This window comes from Enterobacter cloacae complex sp. 342H5 (assembly GCF_050030905.1).
GTDB classification, from domain to species: Bacteria; Pseudomonadota; Gammaproteobacteria; order Enterobacterales; family Enterobacteriaceae; genus Enterobacter; species Enterobacter intestinihominis.
On sequence record NZ_JBLGVB010000001.1, the window covers coordinates 1,186,737 to 1,205,405 of the forward strand.

19 protein-coding genes are annotated in these 18,669 nt (G+C 57.7%); 6 read left to right on the forward strand and 13 right to left on the reverse strand.

All coding sequences use genetic code 11. From position 1 onward, the window contains the following. Positions 1-79 precede the first annotated feature (79 nt). Positions 80-934 carry a hypothetical protein gene (locus tag ACQG03_RS05745; protein WP_063163450.1) on the reverse strand — a complete coding sequence of 285 codons (855 nt, stop codon included), beginning with the start codon at positions 932-934 and terminating at the stop codon, positions 80-82. A 142-nt stretch (positions 935-1,076) separates the two neighbouring features. Between ACQG03_RS05745 and fetA the strand changes: the two genes are divergently transcribed. Together fetA and fetB are read left to right on the forward strand one after the other, a co-directional pair. After that, the gene (gene fetA / locus ACQG03_RS05750) at positions 1,077-1,748 is read left to right on the forward strand and encodes an iron efflux ABC transporter ATP-binding subunit FetA (RefSeq protein ID WP_023305606.1); all 672 of its coding nucleotides are present in this window, start codon (positions 1,077-1,079) and stop codon (positions 1,746-1,748) included. Next, positions 1,741-2,523 carry an iron efflux ABC transporter permease subunit FetB gene (gene fetB, locus ACQG03_RS05755; RefSeq protein WP_022647290.1) on the forward strand — a complete coding sequence of 261 codons (783 nt, stop codon included), beginning with the start codon at positions 1,741-1,743 and terminating at the stop codon, positions 2,521-2,523. Before fetA ends, fetB begins: the two co-directional genes overlap by 8 nt. Positions 2,524-2,572: 49 nt before the next feature. Here the strand turns inward: fetB and ACQG03_RS05760 are convergent, their stop codons facing one another. Genes ACQG03_RS05760 through tesA form a run of 3 tightly spaced genes read right to left on the reverse strand, consistent with a single transcriptional unit; the run spans position 2,573 to position 4,908 of the window. Continuing rightward, on the reverse strand, positions 2,573-3,427 hold the full coding sequence (locus ACQG03_RS05760; RefSeq protein ID WP_022647291.1) for a co-chaperone YbbN: 855 nt from the start codon (positions 3,425-3,427) through the stop codon (positions 2,573-2,575). 58 nt (positions 3,428-3,485) lie between these two features. Then, complete coding sequence (locus ACQG03_RS05765) at positions 3,486-4,295, reverse strand: SDR family oxidoreductase (RefSeq protein WP_096216772.1); 810 nt, start codon at positions 4,293-4,295, stop codon at positions 3,486-3,488. After that, entirely contained in the window at positions 4,276-4,908 is a 633-nt protein-coding gene (gene tesA, locus ACQG03_RS05770; RefSeq protein WP_063163480.1) for a multifunctional acyl-CoA thioesterase I/protease I/lysophospholipase L1, read from the reverse strand. The genes ACQG03_RS05765 and tesA overlap by 20 nt, the downstream gene beginning before the upstream one ends. On the opposite strand from tesA, the gene ybbA reads away from it, so the two are divergent. The 3 genes from ybbA to ACQG03_RS05785 all read left to right on the forward strand — a co-directional run bounded on the left by ybbA (position 4,879) and on the right by ACQG03_RS05785 (position 9,304). After that, on the forward strand, positions 4,879-5,565 hold the full coding sequence (ybbA, locus tag ACQG03_RS05775; RefSeq protein ID WP_023299477.1) for a putative ABC transporter ATP-binding protein YbbA: 687 nt from the start codon (positions 4,879-4,881) through the stop codon (positions 5,563-5,565). The two genes, tesA and ybbA, sit on opposite strands and share 30 nt — an antisense overlap. Continuing rightward, positions 5,562-7,976, forward strand: a complete 2,415-nt coding sequence (gene ybbP, locus ACQG03_RS05780; protein WP_063163449.1) for a putative ABC transporter permease subunit YbbP — start codon at positions 5,562-5,564, stop codon at positions 7,974-7,976. The genes ybbA and ybbP overlap by 4 nt, the downstream gene beginning before the upstream one ends. Positions 7,977-8,158: 182 nt before the next feature. After that, positions 8,159-9,304, forward strand: coding sequence for a porin (locus ACQG03_RS05785; RefSeq protein WP_022647296.1), 1,146 nt, complete (start codon positions 8,159-8,161; stop codon positions 9,302-9,304). Between the two features lie 87 nt (positions 9,305-9,391). On the opposite strand, the gene ACQG03_RS05790 is transcribed toward ACQG03_RS05785, so the two are convergent. The 6 genes from ACQG03_RS05790 to ppiB form a co-directional block, all read right to left on the reverse strand. Then, the gene (locus tag ACQG03_RS05790; RefSeq protein ID WP_257000465.1) at positions 9,392-9,523 is read right to left on the reverse strand and encodes a hypothetical protein; all 132 of its coding nucleotides are present in this window, start codon (positions 9,521-9,523) and stop codon (positions 9,392-9,394) included. Positions 9,524-9,533: 10 nt separating this feature from the next. Further along, the gene (mnmH, locus tag ACQG03_RS05795) at positions 9,534-10,604 is read right to left on the reverse strand and encodes a tRNA 2-selenouridine(34) synthase MnmH (RefSeq protein ID WP_023299479.1); all 1,071 of its coding nucleotides are present in this window, start codon (positions 10,602-10,604) and stop codon (positions 9,534-9,536) included. 84 nt (positions 10,605-10,688) lie between these two features. Next, positions 10,689-11,756, reverse strand: a complete 1,068-nt coding sequence (gene purK / locus ACQG03_RS05800; RefSeq protein ID WP_063163448.1) for a 5-(carboxyamino)imidazole ribonucleotide synthase — start codon at positions 11,754-11,756, stop codon at positions 10,689-10,691. Then, complete coding sequence (purE, locus tag ACQG03_RS05805; protein ID WP_023299481.1) at positions 11,753-12,262, reverse strand: 5-(carboxyamino)imidazole ribonucleotide mutase; 510 nt, start codon at positions 12,260-12,262, stop codon at positions 11,753-11,755. The genes purK and purE overlap by 4 nt, the downstream gene beginning before the upstream one ends. Positions 12,263-12,380: 118 nt before the next feature. After that, positions 12,381-13,103 (reverse strand): UDP-2,3-diacylglucosamine diphosphatase, encoded by a 723-nt coding sequence (gene lpxH / locus ACQG03_RS05810; RefSeq protein ID WP_038415557.1) that lies wholly within the window; start codon positions 13,101-13,103, stop codon positions 12,381-12,383. A gap of 3 nt (positions 13,104-13,106) precedes the next feature. Then, positions 13,107-13,601, reverse strand: a complete 495-nt coding sequence (gene ppiB, locus ACQG03_RS05815) for a peptidylprolyl isomerase B (protein ID WP_000256009.1) — start codon at positions 13,599-13,601, stop codon at positions 13,107-13,109. A 175-nt stretch (positions 13,602-13,776) separates the two neighbouring features. Here ppiB and cysS point away from each other — a divergent pair, with 175 nt between their 5' ends. Next, positions 13,777-15,162, forward strand: coding sequence for a cysteine--tRNA ligase (gene cysS, locus ACQG03_RS05820; protein WP_063163447.1), 1,386 nt, complete (start codon positions 13,777-13,779; stop codon positions 15,160-15,162). Between the two features lie 86 nt (positions 15,163-15,248). On the opposite strand, the gene ACQG03_RS05825 is transcribed toward cysS, so the two are convergent. The 3 genes from ACQG03_RS05825 to ACQG03_RS05835 form a co-directional block, all read right to left on the reverse strand. Further along, a complete protein-coding gene (locus ACQG03_RS05825) occupies positions 15,249-15,773 on the reverse strand; it encodes a metal-dependent hydrolase (protein WP_063163446.1) in 525 nt (174 codons plus the stop codon). Positions 15,774-15,846: 73 nt separating this feature from the next. Next, positions 15,847-16,863 (reverse strand): Mal regulon transcriptional regulator MalI, encoded by a 1,017-nt coding sequence (gene malI / locus ACQG03_RS05830; protein WP_023299483.1) that lies wholly within the window; start codon positions 16,861-16,863, stop codon positions 15,847-15,849. Between the two features lie 83 nt (positions 16,864-16,946). Next, positions 16,947-18,446: a PTS transporter subunit EIIC gene (locus ACQG03_RS05835; RefSeq protein ID WP_063163445.1), complete on the reverse strand. Its 1,500-nt coding sequence runs from the start codon at positions 18,444-18,446 to the stop codon at positions 16,947-16,949. Positions 18,447-18,669: the final 223 nt, after the last annotated feature.

The window sequence follows — 18,669 nt, forward strand, 5'->3', positions numbered from 1 at the left end:
GGGATTTCGCCCCTGTAAAGAGGTGGGAACCGGACTGGTAAAATTAAAACGCCCCGCCAGGAGAGCGGGGCGCATAGCGTTACTCTTCAGACCAGGTATAGCTGAAGTCGGTGATAAACCCATCCCCGGCGTCAGCGATGGCTTTCGATAAGCCCTGATAGTATTTTTCCAGGCCGATGGCCTCTATCTGCTGGATCTGCTCGCGAATGGGCGCGCAGAATAGTACTACATTGCCCGCTCCGACACGTTTGTTGTTCGGCGGCAGATCGCCGGTAATCCCCTTAAACCAGGTTCTGATCCCTTGCTTTAAGCTGTGCGGCGCTTTTGCAAGATCCTTCTGGCCTGTCAGCACCTGTAAGGTGGGGAACTCATTTGCATTGACGGCGGTTTTCATGCGTGCAAAGAACGCGGTAAAAAGCTCATAAGAGCCGAGATCCGTGACGCGAGGCTTGGTGGTTTTTCCGTTTTTATTGCCCATTTTTCCGGCAGGGGCTGTAGGCGCCGGAACCACATTGACCTTATGCAGATCCAGACCAAACAGCAGATTGCAGTGCGCCCGGCGCTCTTTAAGCGGGTAGGACATTAGCACGTCAATAAACGCCGTCGCCTTCACATCGGCCAGGTCATGGTTAATCAGCCATTGCGAGCGGGCAAATTCCGCGGGGGAAACGAACCAGTCCGGCACCTCAGTAAAGCGTCTGGATTTACCCTTGCCGTCAAACTCGAGAAAGTAAGCCCCATCATCGAAAGCAAAATAGCAGTTTTTAAAGCTTCCGATCGTGGTGTTAACGATGAGCGCCTTCTTAACAAAATCGACCACCTCTGCACCCATGACAAAACGCGTGAGTTCAGAAGAATTGATGACTTCCATTAATGTTTCCACATCTGGAACACCAGGCTTCAGGGAAGAGAACTCATAAAAGATATGTGTCATGTTGCTGACTTCCTGTAGTTATAGAGGTGACAATTACCGAACAAAAAGTTTAACACTTGCGCTAGGTTAAGGCTATTCGCGCAGCGTAGCGGAAAGGATTATGCTAAAGGCTGTTCTTATCACAGCGGTTAACGGAATCGGAATGAATAATAAAAAAAATCTTCTGGATATCAGGGATGTTGGCTTTCGTGTGGGTGATAACACCATCCTTCAGCACGTCGATTTTTGTCTCTCTCCGGGCGAATTTAAACTCATAACCGGCCCCTCCGGCTGCGGCAAAAGCACCCTCCTGAAAATCGTGGCTTCGCTACTGAGTCCAACGGAGGGAACCATCCTGTTTGAAGGGAAAGATATCGCCACGCTTACACCGGAAAGCTATCGCCAGCAGGTGTCATACTGCGTGCAAACGCCGTCCCTGTTTGGCGACACGGTGTACGACAATCTGGTTTTCCCCTGGCACATCCGCAACCAAACGCCCGATCCGAAAAAGTTTGCGGACGATCTGACCCGTTTTGGGCTTCCGCCGGAGACGCTGACCAAATCGACTGCCGAACTGTCAGGCGGGGAAAAGCAGCGCGTCTCGCTGATCCGTAACCTGCAATTCCTGCCGAAGGTGCTTTTGCTGGATGAAATCACCAGCGCGCTGGATGACGCTAACAAGCGCAACGTCAATGAGATTATTCATCGCTACGTCCGTGAACAGGATATTGCCGTGCTGTGGGTGACGCACGATTCAAACGAAATTAGCCATGCGGATGATGTCATCACGCTCAGGCCGCAGGGCGGGAAAATGGAGGAGGCTCACCGTGGGTGAACATAACATAACCAACGAATCGCTGGCGCTGTCGATGGTCCTGGTGCTGGTGGCGATTGTGGTCAGCTACCGGGAGAAGCTGGGGCTGGAAAAAGATATTCTGTGGAGTATCGTTCGCGCGGTCATTCAGCTCATCATCGTCGGCTATGTGCTGAAATACATCTTCAACGTCAATCATGCCGTGCTGACCCTGTTGATGGTGCTGTTTATCTGCTTTAACGCGGCATGGAACGCGCAGAAACGCAGTAAATACATCGATAAAGCGTTCCTCTCGTCGTTTATTGCCATCACTACCGGGACCGCGTTAACGCTGGCGGTACTGGTGCTCTCCGGCTCGATAGAGTTTACGCCAATGCAGGTGATCCCCATTTCCGGGATGATTGCGGGCAATGCGATGGTGGCGGTCGGGTTATGCTACAACAATCTGGGGCAACGCTTCAGCAGTGAACAGCAACAGCTTCAGGAGAAGCTAAGCCTGGGCGCGACACCAAAGGTGGCCTCGGCGCGGTTGATCCGCGACAGCATTCGTTCTTCGCTGATCCCAACGGTGGATTCCGCCAAAACCGTGGGTCTGGTGAGCCTGCCGGGCATGATGTCGGGGCTAATTTTTGCCGGTATCGATCCGGTAAAAGCGATTAAATACCAGATTATGGTGACGTTTATGCTGCTCTCTACGGCGAGCCTGTCGACGATTATTGCCTGCTATCTGACCTATCGGAAGTTTTACAATGCGCGCCACCAGCTGGTGGTGACGCAGTTGAAAAAGACGGGGTAATATCGGCTTTTGTAGGCCCGGCAAGCGTTAGCGCCACCGGGCATTTTTGTTAGTAAAGCAATGCGTACAGCTGACGACGATACTTAGACGCCAGCGCGTCACCGGTGCCGAGCGCGGCCAGGATCTCCTGGAACATCTTTCGCGCCTGACCGTCTGCGGCGCCCAGGTCCTTCTGAAGGTGACTAAACAGCAGCTCCAGCGCCTCTTCATTACGCCCCACCTGGTGAAGCTGAAGCGCCAGCTGGCTTGCCAGCGCGGCATCCGCCGGGTTGTCCGCAACCTGCTGCTGAAGTTGCTGAATTTCAGGGGTATCCGCCGCCTGTTTCAGCAGGTCAATCTGCGCCACCAGGCCCTGATAGCGGGTGTCCTGATCCTGCATCGGCACCGTTTTCAGCACGGCTTCCGCGTCTTCGGGGCGGTGCAGCGCAATCTGGGTCTCTGCCAGTAGCAGACCAATCTGGCTGTTCTGGTTCGACAGCTGCCACGCGTCTTTTAACAGCGGCAGCGCCTCGTCGTACTTGCCTTCCTGCATCAGCGCCATGGCTTCCTGCGCTTTCAGCTCTTCTTCGCGCGGCAGGACTTTATCCAGCAGGGCGCGGATCGCCTCTTCCGGCTGCGGCCCCTGGAAGCCATCCACCGGCTGACCGTTCTGGAACAGGTAGACGGTTGGGATCGCACGCAGGCCAAACTGGGAAGCCACCATCGGTTCGGCGTCACAATCCAGCTTCGCCAGAATAAATTGACCGTTGTACTGCGCGGCAAGGCTTTCCAGGACCGGCGTCAGCTGCAGGCAGTGTTGGCTGCGTTCAGACCAGAAGTAGAACAGCACCGGTGTAGTCATTGACTGTTCGAGTGTCTGTTGCAGGTTAGCTTCAGTTATGTTGACGATATTCTGTACGGACATGCGGCATTCTCTTTTATCGGTTTACTCTTTACATGGGGGTAAGCGTCGTCGCTTCAACTCAACCCTGCAAAATTTTGTCCATCATCCGCCCCGGCAGCAGGCGTTTCAACCAGCCGACGGCATGGGTCACCAGCGTCACCGGATAGCGCATTTTAGGGGTATCGCTCTCAAATGCGTGGCGCACTTTGGCAACCACGGCTTCTGGCCCAAGCGTAAAACGCGCCGCGATACCGGGATTTTCGACCGGTTGGTCCGCCTGCGTCTGGTTAACGTTTTCCGTAAAGCGGGTGCGGATGGGGCCCGGTTCAATCAGGCTGACCTTAATGCCGCTGTGGCGCAGCTCCATGCGCAACGCATCGGACCAGGCTTCAAGCGCATATTTACTGGCAGCGTAAGCCCCGCGTCCCGGCGTGGAGATCAGGCCCATCACCGAGGAGGTCATGACAATCCGCCCTTCGCCGTGCGGCAGCATGGCGGGGAGAAGGCGCATGGTGAGCTGATGCGCCCCAAAAAAGTTTGCGGAGAACTGCTGCTCCAGCTGTTCCCGCGAGAGGGTCTGTAGCGGGCCGTACACGCCGTAGCCCGCATTGTTAAACAGACCGTAAAGACGGTTGCTGGTCAGGGCGATAACCTCATCGGCGGCCTGCTCCACGCTCTCTGGCGAATCGAGATCCAGCAGAATGCCGGTAAATCCCAGCCCTCGCATGCGTTCGACATCTTCGGGTTTGCGGCAGGCCGCCAGCACCCAAAACCCCTGACGTTTCAGTTCAAGGGCGCTTTCAAGGCCAATTCCGCTGGAACATCCTGTTATTAAGACCGATTTTTGCATAACTTTACCTGTCAGGTTCTCAGCTGTTTGACGAGTCATGTTTTACTAAAGGAGCCAGCCGGGTTGCCATCCAGTCGGCAATGAACGGCTGGGCATCGCGATTGGGGTGAATGCCATCATCCTGCATCCACTGGGGTTTCAGATAGACCTCTTCCATGAAAAATGGCAGCAGCGGAATATCAAACTCTTTGGCAAGCTTAGGATAGATCGCGCTAAACGCCTCATTATACCGACGGCCGTAGTTAGCGGGCAGGCGAATTTGCATCAGCAGCGGCTGGGCGTTATCAGCCTTAATGGTCTGCAAAATAGTCCGCAGCGTTTGCTCCGTTTGCTGTGGCTGGAAGCCGCGCAAACCATCATTACCGCCCAGTTCGACCAGCACCCAACGCGGTTGATGCTGCTTAAGCAGGGCAGGCAGGCGCGATAAGCCTTGCTGCGACGTATCGCCGCTGATGCTGCCGTTAACGACAGACGCCCGGGACTGCCATTTATCATTGAGCAGGGCGGGCCAGGCCGCACTGGCCGCCATACGATAGCCCGCGCTCAGGCTGTCGCCCAGAATCAATAACGTGTCCGCAGCCGCCGCGCGGAAGGTCATCAGCATCAAAAACAGGAAGGGCAAATGCCAGCGGAAAACATTGTTGAAGTTCATTGTCTTAAGAAGTCCGTCGGTCAGGGAGAACACGAGCTTTCCATCCTCACCGGAGTTGAACTCGTTGTCAAACGTGCCGAAACCATCGCCCTGATTGGCGAATCCGGTTCCGGTAAGTCCACGCTGCTGGCCATTCTCGCCGGGCTGGACGATGGCAGCAGCGGGGAAGTGAACCTGGTCGGCCAGCCCCTCCACGCGCTTGATGAAGAGGCGCGCGCCGCGCTGCGTGCCCGGCATATCGGGTTTGTCTTTCAGTCATTCATGCTGATCCCAACCCTCAACGCGCTGGAAAACGTTGAGCTGCCCGGCCTGCTGCGCGGTGAAAATACCCGCGAAAGCCGCGATCACGCCAAAGCGTTGCTGGAACAGCTGGGGCTGGGAAAACGTCTCGACCACCTTCCGGCGCAGCTTTCCGGCGGTGAGCAGCAGCGCGTGGCGCTGGCCCGGGCGTTTAACGGGCGCCCGGAAGTGCTGTTTGCCGATGAGCCCACGGGCAATCTCGACCGTAAAACCGGGGACAAAATTGCCGATCTGCTGTTTTCCCTCAACCGCGAGCATGGCACCACGCTGATTCTGGTTACCCACGACCCGCAGTTGGCCGCCCGCTGCGACCGCCGCCTGCGGCTGGTGAACGGTGTTCTTCAGGAGGAAGCATGATTGCCCGCTGGTTCTGGCGCGAATGGCGCTCGCCCTCGCTGCTGATTGTCTGGCTGGCGTTGAGCCTGGCGGTGGCCTGCGTGCTGGCGCTCGGCAGCGTCAGCGATCGTATGGAGAAAGGGCTTAGCCAGCAGAGTCGGGAATTTATGGCGGGGGACCGGGCTCTGCAAAGTTCTCGCCCCGTGCCGCCGGGCTGGATTGAGGAAGCGCGCAAAGAGGGGCTGAAGGTGGGAGAGCAAATCACCTTCCAGACCATGACCTTTGCGGGCGACACGCCACAGCTTGCCAGCGTAAAAGCCGTGGATGACATCTACCCGATGTATGGTGACTTACAAACCAGTCCGCCGGGGCTAAAACCGACGGCCGGTACGGTATTGCTGGCTTCGCGTCTGATGGCGCTGCTGAACCTGAAACCCGGCGACAGTATCGACGTCGGCGACGCGACCCTCAAAATTGCCGGGGAAGTGGTGCAGGAACCCGACTCCGGATTTAATCCGTTCCAGCTCGCGCCGCGCCTGCTGATGAACACTGCTGATGTGGCGAAAACCAACGCCGTCCAGCCGGGTAGCCGCGTCACATGGCGCTATAAGTTTGGCGGGACGCCTGCTCAACTGGAGGCGTATGAAAAATGGCTCCTGCCTCAGCTCAAGCCGGAACATCGCTGGTACGGGCTGGAGCAGGATGACGGGGCGCTCGGCAAATCCCTTGAGCGTTCTCAGCAGTTTCTGCTGCTGTCGGCGCTGTTAACCCTGCTGCTGGCCATTGCGGCCGTTGCCGTGGCAATGGGGCACTACTGCCGCAGCCGTTACGATCTGGTGGCGATACTCAAAACCCTCGGCGCGGGCCGGGCACAGCTGCGCAAGCTGATTGTCGGCCAGTGGCTGATGGTGCTGGCGCTGTCGGCTCTGACCGGCGGGGCGATAGGGCTGCTGTTTGAAAAGCTGCTGATGGTGCTGCTCAAACCGGTCCTGCCCGCTGCGCTGCCGCCTGCCAGCCTCTGGCCGTGGCTGTGGGCCATCGGCGCGATGACGACGATCTCCCTGCTGGTGGGGTTACGCCCCTACCGGCTGCTGCTCGCCACCCAGCCGCTGCGCGTGCTGCGCCGGGATGTGGTGGCCAGCGTCTGGCCGCTGAAGTTCTATCTGCCGGTGATTATTGCGGTGGCAGTCGGGCTGTTGGCCTGGCTGATGGGCGGCAGTACGCTGCTGTGGGCGGTGCTGGCGGGCGCGGTGGTGCTGGCGCTGCTGTGCTGCGTGGTGGGCTGGCTATTGCTCAATCTTCTCAAAAAGCTGACGGTGAGATCGCTGCCGGTGCGGCTGGCGGTTAACCGACTGCTGCATCAGCCGTGGTCCACGCTCAGCCAGCTCTCGGCATTTTCGCTGTCGTTTATGCTGCTGGCGCTTCTGCTGGTGCTGCGCGGGGATCTGCTGGATCGCTGGCAGCAGCAGCTTCCGCCGGAAAGCCCGAACTATTTCCTGATCAACATTGCTCCCGAACAGGTGACGCCGCTGAAGGGGTTCCTGTCTGAGCATCACATTATTCCGGAATCGTTCTATCCGATCGTGCGCGCCCGCCTGACGCAGATCAACGGCCAGTCCACGGAGGGAAATAAGGATGAATCGCTCAACCGCGAGCTCAACCTGACCTGGCAGGCGAAACGTCCGGACCATAACCCGATCGTGGCCGGCACCTGGCCGCCGAAAGCGGGGGAAGTGTCGATGGAGGAGGGGCTGGCGACACGCCTGAACGTGAAGCTCGGTGATAGCGTGACCTTTACCGGTGATACCCAGGATTTCACCGCCAAAGTCACCAGCCTGCGCAAAGTGGACTGGGAAAGCCTGCGGCCAAATTTCTTCTTCATCTTCCCGCCGGGCGCGCTGGACGGACAGCCCCAGAGCTGGCTGACCAGCTTCCGCTGGGAAAACGGCAACGGCATGCTGACGCAACTGAACCGGGAATTTCCGACGGTGAGCCTGCTGGATATCGGCGCGATCCTCAAACAGGTCGGGCAGGTGCTGGAACAGGTGAGCCGCGCCCTGGAGGTGATGGTGGTGCTGGTGACCGTCTGCGGCCTATTGCTGCTGCTGGCGCAGGTGCAGGTCGGCATGCGTCAGCGTCATCAGGAGCTGGTGGTCTACCGCACGCTGGGGGCCAGTAAACGGCTGCTGCGCGCCACGCTGTGGAGCGAATTTGCCCTGCTCGGGCTGGTGGCGGGCCTGGTGGCGGCCATCGGGGCGGAAACCGCACTGGCGGTGCTTCAGACGAAAGTCTTTGATTTTCCATGGGAGCCTGACTGGCGGCTGTGGCTAACGCTGCCCGTCTGCGGCGCGGTGCTGCTGTCTCTGTGCGGCGGCTGGCTCGGGACGCGGCTGTTGAAAGGTAAAGCGCTGTTCCGCCAGTTTGTCAGCTAGTTTACTTGCGTGATGATGACGCACCGGCATTTCTGCTGGTGTGTCATCGATTAATAGCACTAATCGTTAATACCCATGCATTTAGTAGCACAAAACATTAAAAACCCGCCCACACAGCCCGAATTTTTCCGGTTAATATTCACCAGCTAAATATTTAGCAGCGTGTCTATCAAGGAAAAATAATGACTATAAGAAAAACAGCGCTGGCGACAACGATCGGCGCAGCAGTGGCATTGGCTTCTTTCGCATCTCAGGCGGAAATCACCCTTCTGAAACAGGATCCGCAGGCGGGTAACCCGCTGAGCCGTCTGAACTTCACCGTTGGCGGCAGCATCCGTCCTCAGTTCCAGAACATGACCGGTGATGACGGCAAAAACGGCTACAAGCGTAACGGTTTTGACGGCGGTACCCGTTTCCGTTTCGCGGCAGACTACTACCTGTTCGATGACATCAGCTGGATCACCTACTACGAGCTGGGTGTTAACATTCCGGCGCAGTTTAACTGGGATAACCACTACGCCGACGGCGCGCACGACACCTCACGCCGTATGCTCTACACCGGTCTGAAGAGCGACACCTGGGGTACGCTGACCTTCGGCCAGCAGAACAGCGTGTACTATGACGTGGTGGGCGCGAAAACCGATATCTGGGACTACGACATGATTGGTCAGGCGTCGGGTAACGGGATCAACGGCGACTACGACGGCTCTTACCGTTCACGCCAGATGCTGAAGTACAAGAAAACCGTGGGCGATGCTGACATCTACGCCTCTTACCTGTTTGAAGACAGCGAATACCTGCCGGGCAACGGCCTGCGCTACAAGCGTAAAGGCGGCGGTTCACTGGGTATCGATTACCACCTGACCACCGATCTGACCTGGGGCGCAGCGTGGAACTACACCCGCGCGGACATGCGTAATCCGGACAACGGCGACAGCAAATCCTACGACCAGAACATTCTCGGCACCGCACTGAGCTGGACGCCGGATAACTGGACCTTCTCCGCAGGCGGCGGCTGGTATCAGAACTTCATGACCACCAAAAAAGTGTCCGTTAACGACTACTTCGCCGGTGATGCATGGGGTATTGAATACTTCGCAGGATACAAATTCCCGGTCGGTCAGTATGCGGTGAAATCCATTCAGCCGTACTTCATGGGCGACCGCATTGAGTACGTGAACGGCCGTAACTACCAGCGCATCGACAACGGCGTAGGTATCAGCGTCCAGCTGGACTACGGTTTCCGCGTGGATTACGAACACGTGTTCACCTCCAGCACCGACAACCTGGGCGACATGAACCTGGTGCGTCTGCGTTACGACTTCTAAGTGGTTTGTTCCCCGGTGGCGCTGCGCTTACCGGGGCTACAAAAGCACGCGTAGGCCGGGTAAGGCGTAGCCGCCACCCGGCTTTTTTCAGCGATCAAGCCATTCGGCAATGTCTTCAAACGTCCCGCGATATACAATTTTCTCCGCCTTTTTCTCCAGCTGATAGCCGTACATCGGATCGTAATAGCACGCGTAGGCCGGGTAAGGCGTAGCCGCCACCCGGCTTTTTTCAGCGATCAAGCCACTCGGCAATTTCTTCGTACGTCCCGCGAAAAACAATCTTCTCCGCTTTCTTCTCCAGCTGATAGCCGTACATCGGGTCGTAATAGTCCTTCAGCAGCGGCACAAGCCAGCTGAAGTGCTCGTCAGTGCTTCCAGAGCGCTGTTGTTCCAGCAGCGCGGAATCTAATAGCGCGGTAAATTCCGCGAATCGTTGCAGCCCCAGACGACGGCGGATGGCGAACAGGCCGTGATGCAGGTATTCGCTGTAGGCTTTCCAGCCCGCTTCTTCACCGTAGGCGGCAGAAAAGTCGGCCCACATGTGGTCGAAATACTCTTCGCGCAGCCGCTCAAGACGGATCTCAAACGGATCTTCGACCACCACGACAGGCGCTTCCGCCATGCGGTCGCGCAGGCACTCCGGCAGGTGGTTAGAGCCAATCATCCGGCCCTCATCCTCCAGCACCCAGCGCGCGGCATCTTTTTTTAGCAGCTCGACGGCAAGGTGATTCTCGAAGCTCGCCTGAGAAAGTTGCGGGGTGAGCGTACGGCCAAATGACGAGCCGCGATGGTGCGCCAGCCCTTCCAGATCGATGCCCTGCGCATGCTGCTTCACCAGCAGCGTTTTGCCGTTTCCGGTACAGCCACCGATAAGCACCATCGGTTTTTGTGACTGCTCAATCGTCACCTGAATTGCCGTCTGGCGCAGGGCCTTATAGCCGCCGCGGATCAGCGGATAATCGATTCCCGCCTCTTTAAGCCAGGCCTGGGAGATATGTGAGCGCTGGCCACCGCGCGCGCAGCAAAGGTAGCCCTCAGGATGGGCCAGGCTGGCTTCGCGCCAGGCGTTGATGCGCGCCTCTCGCGTCTCGCCGTTGACCAGGCTATGGCCGAGCGTCAGTGCGGCGTCCGGACCCTGGCGTTTATAGCAGGTGCCGACGGCGGCACGCTCGTCGTCGTTCATTAAGGGCAGGTTGAGTGCGGCGGGCATCGCACCCTGGACAAATTCGATCGGCGCGCGAACGTCGATTAAAGGGGTATCGGACGCGAGGATCGCGCGATAGTCCGTTCCATCGTTCATGGTGGTTCCAGAAGAAAGCTAAGCAGCAATGGGCGGGAATTGTACGCCGGGGAAGGGGAAGGTCAACTCCCCGGCGGGGGTTACTTACTTCAGTTTTGACTGCGCCCAGACAATCCCGCTCGCGTATTCTGGCGGCAGCAGGGGAACAATCGCTTCCAGCGTGGCGCTCAGGCGGTCCGTGTCGGTATCGTTCAGGTTCAGGTGGCCGACCTTACGACCCGGGCGCACCGCTTTGTCGTACCAGTGCAGGTGCACCAGCGGCAGCTTCAGCCAGTCGTAGTTCAGATCGGTGCCGATCAGGTTGATCATCACCGACGGGCTGGTCACCACCGGCTGCGGCAGCGGCAGGTCAGTGATGGCGCGCAGGTGCAGCTCGAACTGGCTGATGGAGGCACCGTTTTGCGTCCAGTGGCCGCTGTTGTGCACGCGCGGCGCAAGTTCGTTGATCAGCAGACCCGATGGCGTGACGAAACACTCCATCGCCATTACGCCCACATAGCCCAGCTCATGCATGATGGCAGAGAGCATCTCTTCCGCCTGCGCCTGCTGGTCAGCATTGGCCTGCGGGAAGGCGACGCTGGTGCGCAGAATCCCGTCCTGATGCAGGTTATGCGTTAGCGGGTAAAAAACGGTGTGCCCGTCATGCCCGCGCGCGCCCACCAGCGACACTTCACCGCTGAAGTTTATGCCCTGCTCAACGATGCACTCGCCGTAGCAGTCGTCCGGCAGCTCGGCGGCGTCGTTCGCGCGCAGGCGCCACTGCCCGCGACCGTCGTAGCCGCCGACACGACGCTTCACGATCGCCAGATCGCCCAGCATGGCGAAGACGTCATTCCACTCGCTTTTGTCGGACAACAGCTGCCACGGCGCGGTCGCAAGGCCGAGCTTGTCGAACAGCTGCTTTTGCGTGAGACGGTCGGCGATGATCGGGAAGACGTCGCGGTTCACAAAGGCGTTATGGCGCGCCAGCTCGCGGGTCAGGGCGGTTTCCGGCCAGCGTTCAATTTCGGCGGTGATCACGCTCTGATGGAACGGCACGGCTTCCGGCTCGGCGTCCAGCCCGACGGGCCAGACGGCAATACCCAGCGGCTCACCGGCCTGACGTAGCATCCGGCCAAGCTGACCATTACCAATAACGCAAACCTGCTTCATGCTGCACCCCGCGGATCCGGGTTATCCAGCACCTCGTCGGTCTGGGCTTTACGCCACTCCGCCAGGCGTTGATGTAAGTCATTATCATGCGTCGCGAGGATCTGCGCGGCCAGCAGGGCGGCATTTGCGGCACCCGCCTTACCAATCGCCAGCGTACCGACAGGGATACCGCGCGGCATCTGGACGATAGAGTACAGGCTATCAACCCCGCTTAACGCGGCGCTCTGTACCGGCACGCCCAGTACCGGCACCAGGGTTTTGGCGGCAATCATGCCCGGCAGATGTGCTGCGCCGCCCGCACCGGCAATGATCACCTCGTAACCGTTCTCTTCGGCGCTTTCGGCGAAGCTGAACAGTTTATCCGGCGTACGGTGCGCGGAAACCACTTCAACGTGGTGCGGAACATTCAGGATTTCAAAGATTTCGGCGGCGAACTGCATGGTAGCCCAGTCGCTTTTGGACCCCATCACGATGGCGACACGCGCCGGATTATTGCGGGAAGACATGCGTCTTAAAACTCCTGTGGTGCGGAACACACTGCTTTCGAGGGCACAGAGAATAGCATGTAATACCGGCAAGGAAAACGGTTGCGTGGTCGGGAAATGAGCGAAAAAACGAGGAGGGTTAAAACGGGAAGGCGATCAGTTCCACACCTTCCGGCGTGACTTTGACCATCGATCCTTCACTGTGCCAGGCGCCTAAAACCACGCGATGGGCGGGCTCGCCGTTGGCGATAAGGGAATGCACATCGGGACGATGGGTATGGCCGTGGATCAGCCACTGAACGCGATGCTTCTCCATCACCTTCACTACCGCCTGCGGGTTGACGTCCATGATGGTCATCGATTTGCTGCTATTGGCGGCCTTGCTGCCCGCGCGCATTCTGGCGGCGATGCGGTTGCGAATAAACAGCGGCAGGGCGAGGAACACTTTCTGGATCCACGGGGTATGAACTTTGGCGCGAAACGCCAGGTAGCCGGTATCGTCAGTGCAGAGCGTGTCGCCGTGCATGATCAGAATATTGCGGCCATAGAGGTCAAGCACCTGCTCTTCCGGCAGCAGCGTCATGCCGCTCTCGCGGGCGTAGCGCTGGCCGATCAGGAAATCACGGTTGCCGTGAATGAAATAGCAGGGGACGCCGGAATCCACCAGCGCTTTAATGGCCGCTGCCATCTCACGGTGCAGCGGGTTCGGATCGTCGTCGCCTATCCAGGCCTCAAACAGGTCACCCAGAATGTACAGCGCATCGGCGCTTTTCGCTTCACCGCGTAAAAAACGCAGAAAACCGGCGGTTATCGCCGGTTCTTCTGTTTGCAGATGCAGATCCGCAATAAAGAGTGTCGCCACGAATTACTCGCTGACGGTCACGCTTGTGATCACAACGTCTTCTTTAGGAACGTCCTGGTGCATACCGCTGCGGCCAGTAGAAACGGCTTTGATCTTGTCGACCACGTCCATGCCTTCAACCACTTCTGCGAATACGCAGTAGCCCCAGCCTTGCAGGCTTTCGCCAGAGAAGTTCAGGAAGTCGTTGTCCGCCACGTTAATGAAGAACTGTGCGGTAGCAGAGTGCGGGGCCTGAGTACGGGCCATTGCCAGCGTACCGCGGGTGTTTTTCAGGCCGTTGTTCGCTTCGTTTTTGATCGCTTCTTTCGTCTCTTTCTGGCGCATGCCAGGCTCGAAACCGCCGCCCTGGATCATAAAGCCGTTGATCACACGGTGGAAAATAGTGTTGTTGTAGAAACCTTCGCGGCAGTAGTCCAGGAAGTTTTTAACTGTTTCAGGCGCTTTGTCATCAAAGGTTTTGATTACGATATCGCCATGATTAGTGTGGAAAGTAACCATTTTTGCATCCTGTTCCGTTATTGTGGTGCGTCGACCCGTGCTCGGGTCACATATAGGGGCTTGTTATAGCATAACCACAGGACACGATCACCTTGCATTGTGTGCTGACCGTGCTCCGAATTATGGGTATTATAAGGAACAAACAATCCACACACGTGTTTACATGGAATCTTCGATGTTAAAAATCTTTAATACAATGACGCGCCAAAAAGAGGAATTTAAACCTATCCATGCCGGGGAAGTCGGCATGTACGTGTGTGGTATTACGGTTTACGATCTCTGTCATATCGGCCATGGCCGTACCTTTGTCGCGTTCGATGTGGTGTCCCGCTACCTGCGCTTCCTGGGCTATAACCTGAAGTATGTGCGCAACATCACCGACATCGACGACAAAATCATTAAACGTGCTAATGAAAATGGCGAAAGCTTTGTCGCGCTGGTGGATCGCATGATCGCCGAAATGCACAAGGATTTTGATGCCTTGAATATTCTGCGCCCGGATAGCGAGCCGCGTGCGACCCACCATATTCATGAAATCATTGAGATCACCCAAAAGCTGATCGAGCGCGGTCACGCCTATGTGGCGGACAACGGCGACGTGATGTTCTCGGTGCCGACGGACCCAACCTACGGTGCGCTTTCCCGCCAGGGTCTGGACCAGCTCCAGGCCGGTGCACGCGTGGACGTGGTTGACGTGAAGCGTAATCCGATGGACTTCGTGCTGTGGAAGATGTCCAAAGCGGGCGAACCGAGCTGGCCATCCCCGTGGGGCGAAGGGCGCCCGGGCTGGCACATTGAATGTTCCGCGATGAACTGCAAACAGCTGGGCAACCATTTCGACATTCACGGCGGCGGTTCGGATCTGATGTTCCCGCACCACGAAAACGAAATCGCGCAGTCCACCTGTGCTCACGGCGGCGAGTACGTGAACTACTGGATGCACTCCGGGATGGTGATGGTTGACCGCGAGAAGATGTCGAAATCGCTGGGTAACTTCTTCACCGTGCGCGACGTGCTGAAGTATTACGACGCGGAAACCGTGCGCTACTTCCTGATGTCCGGCCACTATCGCAGCCAGCTGAACTACAGCGAAGAGAACCTGAAGCAGGCGCGCGCTGCGCTGGAGCGTCTGTATACCGCACTGCGCGGCACCGACAGGTCTGTTCCGGCCGCTGGCGGCGAGGCGTTCGAAGCCCGCTTCGTTGAGGTCATGAACGACGACTTCAACACGCCGGAAGCCTACTCCGTGCTGTTCGACATGGCGCGTGAGGTGAATCGCCTGAAGTCAGAAGATATGGCAGCGGCGAATGCGCTGGCGTCTCATCTGCGTAAGCTCTCTTCCGTGCTCGGCCTGCTGGAGCAGGAGCCGGACGTGTTCCTGCAAAGCGGCGCGCAGGCGGACGATGGTGAAGTAGCGGAAATTGAAGCACTGATTAAAGCGCGTCTGGAAGCGCGTCAGGCGAAAGACTGGGCGGCGGCGGATGCGGCGCGTAACCGTCTGACCGAGATGGGTATTATTCTGGAAGATGGCCCGCAGGGCACCACCTGGCGTCGTAAGTAAGTCCGTAATGCCCGGTGGCGCTTACGCTTACCGGGCCTACAGGTGAAAGTAGGCCGGGTAAGGCGCAGCCGCCACCCGGTTTTTTTTTACCTTCTCTTCTTCCACCATAATACTCCCATCAGCACGGTTCCCGGCAGCCACACCCACAGCAGTTCCGAGATAATCACCTGATGCCCGTACGGCGTGGTATAGCGCGACAGTGCAAACGGCGCGACCTTAATCACCTGCCACGGCGCAAAGAAGCGCTCATCTGACCAGGGCCACAGCCAGCCGACGCCTTTCCCGCCGGTGGTAATCGAATCCAGCAGGCTGTGCGACAGCAGCGACACGGTTAAAAACAGCCAGCAGCGCGACAGGCTGGCCCGGAACCATCGACGCCCAGCCAGCACGCAAAGTATGGGCACTACAAAGGCAAACAGCAGCGAATGAGTGAAACCGCGGTGGCCGAAAATATTCCCGTAGGCGACACCGAATTTAAACGCCAGTACGTCAGCGTCAGGCAGCATGGCGAGGACGATCCCGGCAAACAGCAGGCGGGGTGGGATGACTTTGGTTCCGAGCCCTAAGCCCAGACACAGAGGTACGGCAGCGTGGGTGATAACGGTAGGCATTGCATTTATCCATGGCAAATCATGGAAATATAGCAGTCATCTCGCGCTAAAAGACCCATGCTAAATTCTGAATTTACGCCGATTCCCGCGCGATAAGCTGGCCGGAGAGGGTAATACGCTGCGTTTGCAAATCCGGCTCCTTCAGCCTGCGGATCATCAGCCCTGCCGCCTGGCGGCCGGTCTCTTCACTGGCAGACGAAACGTAAGTCAGTGACGGCGACGTGAGATTAACGTGGAGCATATCTTCAAAACCAATCAGCGCCACCTGCTGGGTTAAAAACACGTCTTTGCCCACCGTGCGCCCCACCTGGTGAATGCCGGAGATCGAACCGATCATCGCGTCCGGCGAATGGCAGAGCAGGGCGGTAATCGTGTTGTTCTTCTCCAGCAGCTGGCGAGTCGCCATGGCCGCCGCCTGCGTGTCATCGGTGCAGGCGGGTGAATATTCTTCACGCCAGACCAGGCCGTTCTGCGTCATCGCGCTGCGAAAACCGAGCAGGCGCTGCTCGCGAATACGGCACCCGTCGCGCCCGCCAATGTAGGCGATGGTGCGGTGCCCGCGCTCGATAAGATAACGCGCGGCCAGGTTCGCCGCCTGGCGGTTATCGCGCATCACCAGGTTGCATTTCTCTTCCAGCAACGACTGCGAAACCGCCACAAGCGGCAGCGGGCATTGGCGAATGTGTTCCGGGAGAGAGGCGGCGCGGGTGTCCGACGCCAGATAGATGACGCCCGCCACGCCCTGCTGCTTAAATGAGAGCAGGGTACGCTCAAGATGTTCGTCGTCGTTCAGCGGCTGACCGAGAAAAACCATATAACCCTGTTTCTCCAGCTCCTGAACGATGCTCGCCATCACTTTGATGGAAAAGCTGTCGCTGAAGTCCCGCAGGATCAGGCCGATTAAGTTGGAGGTGTTGGCGCGAAGGTTGGCAGCGGCGACGTTATGAACATAGCCCAGCGTTGTGATGGCGGCATTGACCTTCCCGATCGTCGCCTCTGAGATTTTCCCTTTCTGGCGCAGCACCAGCGACACGGTAGAAACCGACACGCCCGCATGCTTTGCAACATCAATAATGCTGACTTTCTTCAAAACCGCTCCCTGAAATTTACCGATTATCAGCCAGATAAGAGGCGTACCCCAGCGTACAGGAGACGCCTCCTTCAGGCATCTTATTATTTGCCAATCATCGTGGACATGGTCTGGGCGATAAACTGTGCTCTGGCCCCGAAAATCACCTGTATCCCGTTGTCGCCAACAAACACCACGCCGCGCGCGCCCAGCCCGTTCAGCCCGTCCCGGTCCACCGCTTCGCTCTTCGCCACTTCCAGACGCAAACGCGTGATGCAGGAGCCGACAGAATCAATGTTCTGCGCACCGCCCAGCAGGCCGATGATTTCGGTTGCAAGTTCGGAATCGGACTTGTCATTCGCGCTGGCGGTCACTTCGGTGCGGCCCGGCGTTTTCACGTCGAAACGGCGGATCACGAAGCGGAAGGTGAAATAGTAAATCAAGGCCATTGGGATACCGATGATAATGGCGCTCAGGAAGTTGGTCTGATAGCCGTTAAACGACGGCAGGATCCCGAACGACAGGTAGTCGATAAAGCCTGCCGAGAACGACTTGGCGATGTGCGCATGCAGCAGGTACATGGTCATGTACGCCAGGCCCGCCAAGATGGCGTTGAAGACGTAAAGGATTGGCGCCACGAAGATAAAGGTGAACTCTACCGGCTCGGTGATGCCCGTCAGGAAGCAGGTGAGGGCGGCGGAGAAGAGAATACCGGCCGCGATTTTCTTATTCTTCGTGTGCGCTTCATGGTACATCGCAAGGCACGCCGCAGGCAGCGCGAACAGCATCAGCGGGAACTCGCCCTGCATGAATTTCCCGGCGTTCTGGTAGGTGTCGCTGCTGAAGGATTTCACTCCCTCTTCCAGCATCTTGAACCAGATGGTCTGGTCGCCGTGGATCACCTGACCCGCCTGGGTAGTGTAATCCCCGAACGAATACCAGAAGGAGGGATACCAGATGTGGTGCAGGCCGAGCGGGATCAGCGCGCGCTCCACCAGCCCGAAGATAAAGGTCGAGGCCGCCTGGTTATCGCCGTTCACCACCACGGACAGGGCGTCGATGCCGGACTGAATATGCTGCCAGACGTACGGCAGCAGCAGGCCGAGCAGGAACGACAGAAATGCCGTCGCAATCGCCACAAAACGCTTCCCGGAGAAGAAGCCGAGGAATTCCGGCAGCTGCATGGTGTGGAAGCGGTTGTAGCACCAGGCCGCGAGAATACCGCAGATCAGGCCGCCAAAGACGCCCATCTGCAACGTCGGAATGCCGACGACCATGGCGTATTTCCCGCCCTGGGAGGCCATTTCCGGCGTAATGCTCAGCACGGTGCTGATGGTGATGTTGGTGACAAACACCGAGACCGCCGCAGAGAGTGCCGCAATGCCGGATTCCGAAGCCAGACCGACGGCAGAGCCGATGGCGAACAGCATCGGCAGGTTATCAAAGATAACCCCGCCGGCGTTCATCATCAGCGGCAGGTGGAACTTATCGCCGAAGGCCAGCAGCAGGCCCGCAGCGGGAAGCAGTGAAATTGGCAGCATTAAGGCGCGACCAATCATCGATAACTTAGACAGCGATTTAACAAACCCTGATATCAGACTCATGCTGATTTCCCCCGGAGTAGCGCTTTTTTCGCGCAGTTATTGTAAGTAGAACGTTTTAGTAGAACGTTCTACTTATCGTGGGGAAAGTCTGAAAATCGCGCAACATAATTTTCACGTTTCGCCAGAGGGAATAGTGATTATTTGAAGTTGATCGATAATTAACCGTGATGGGTGTGAGGGGATTGTGAGAGAAATTGCCGGGTGGCGGCTTCGCCTTACCCGG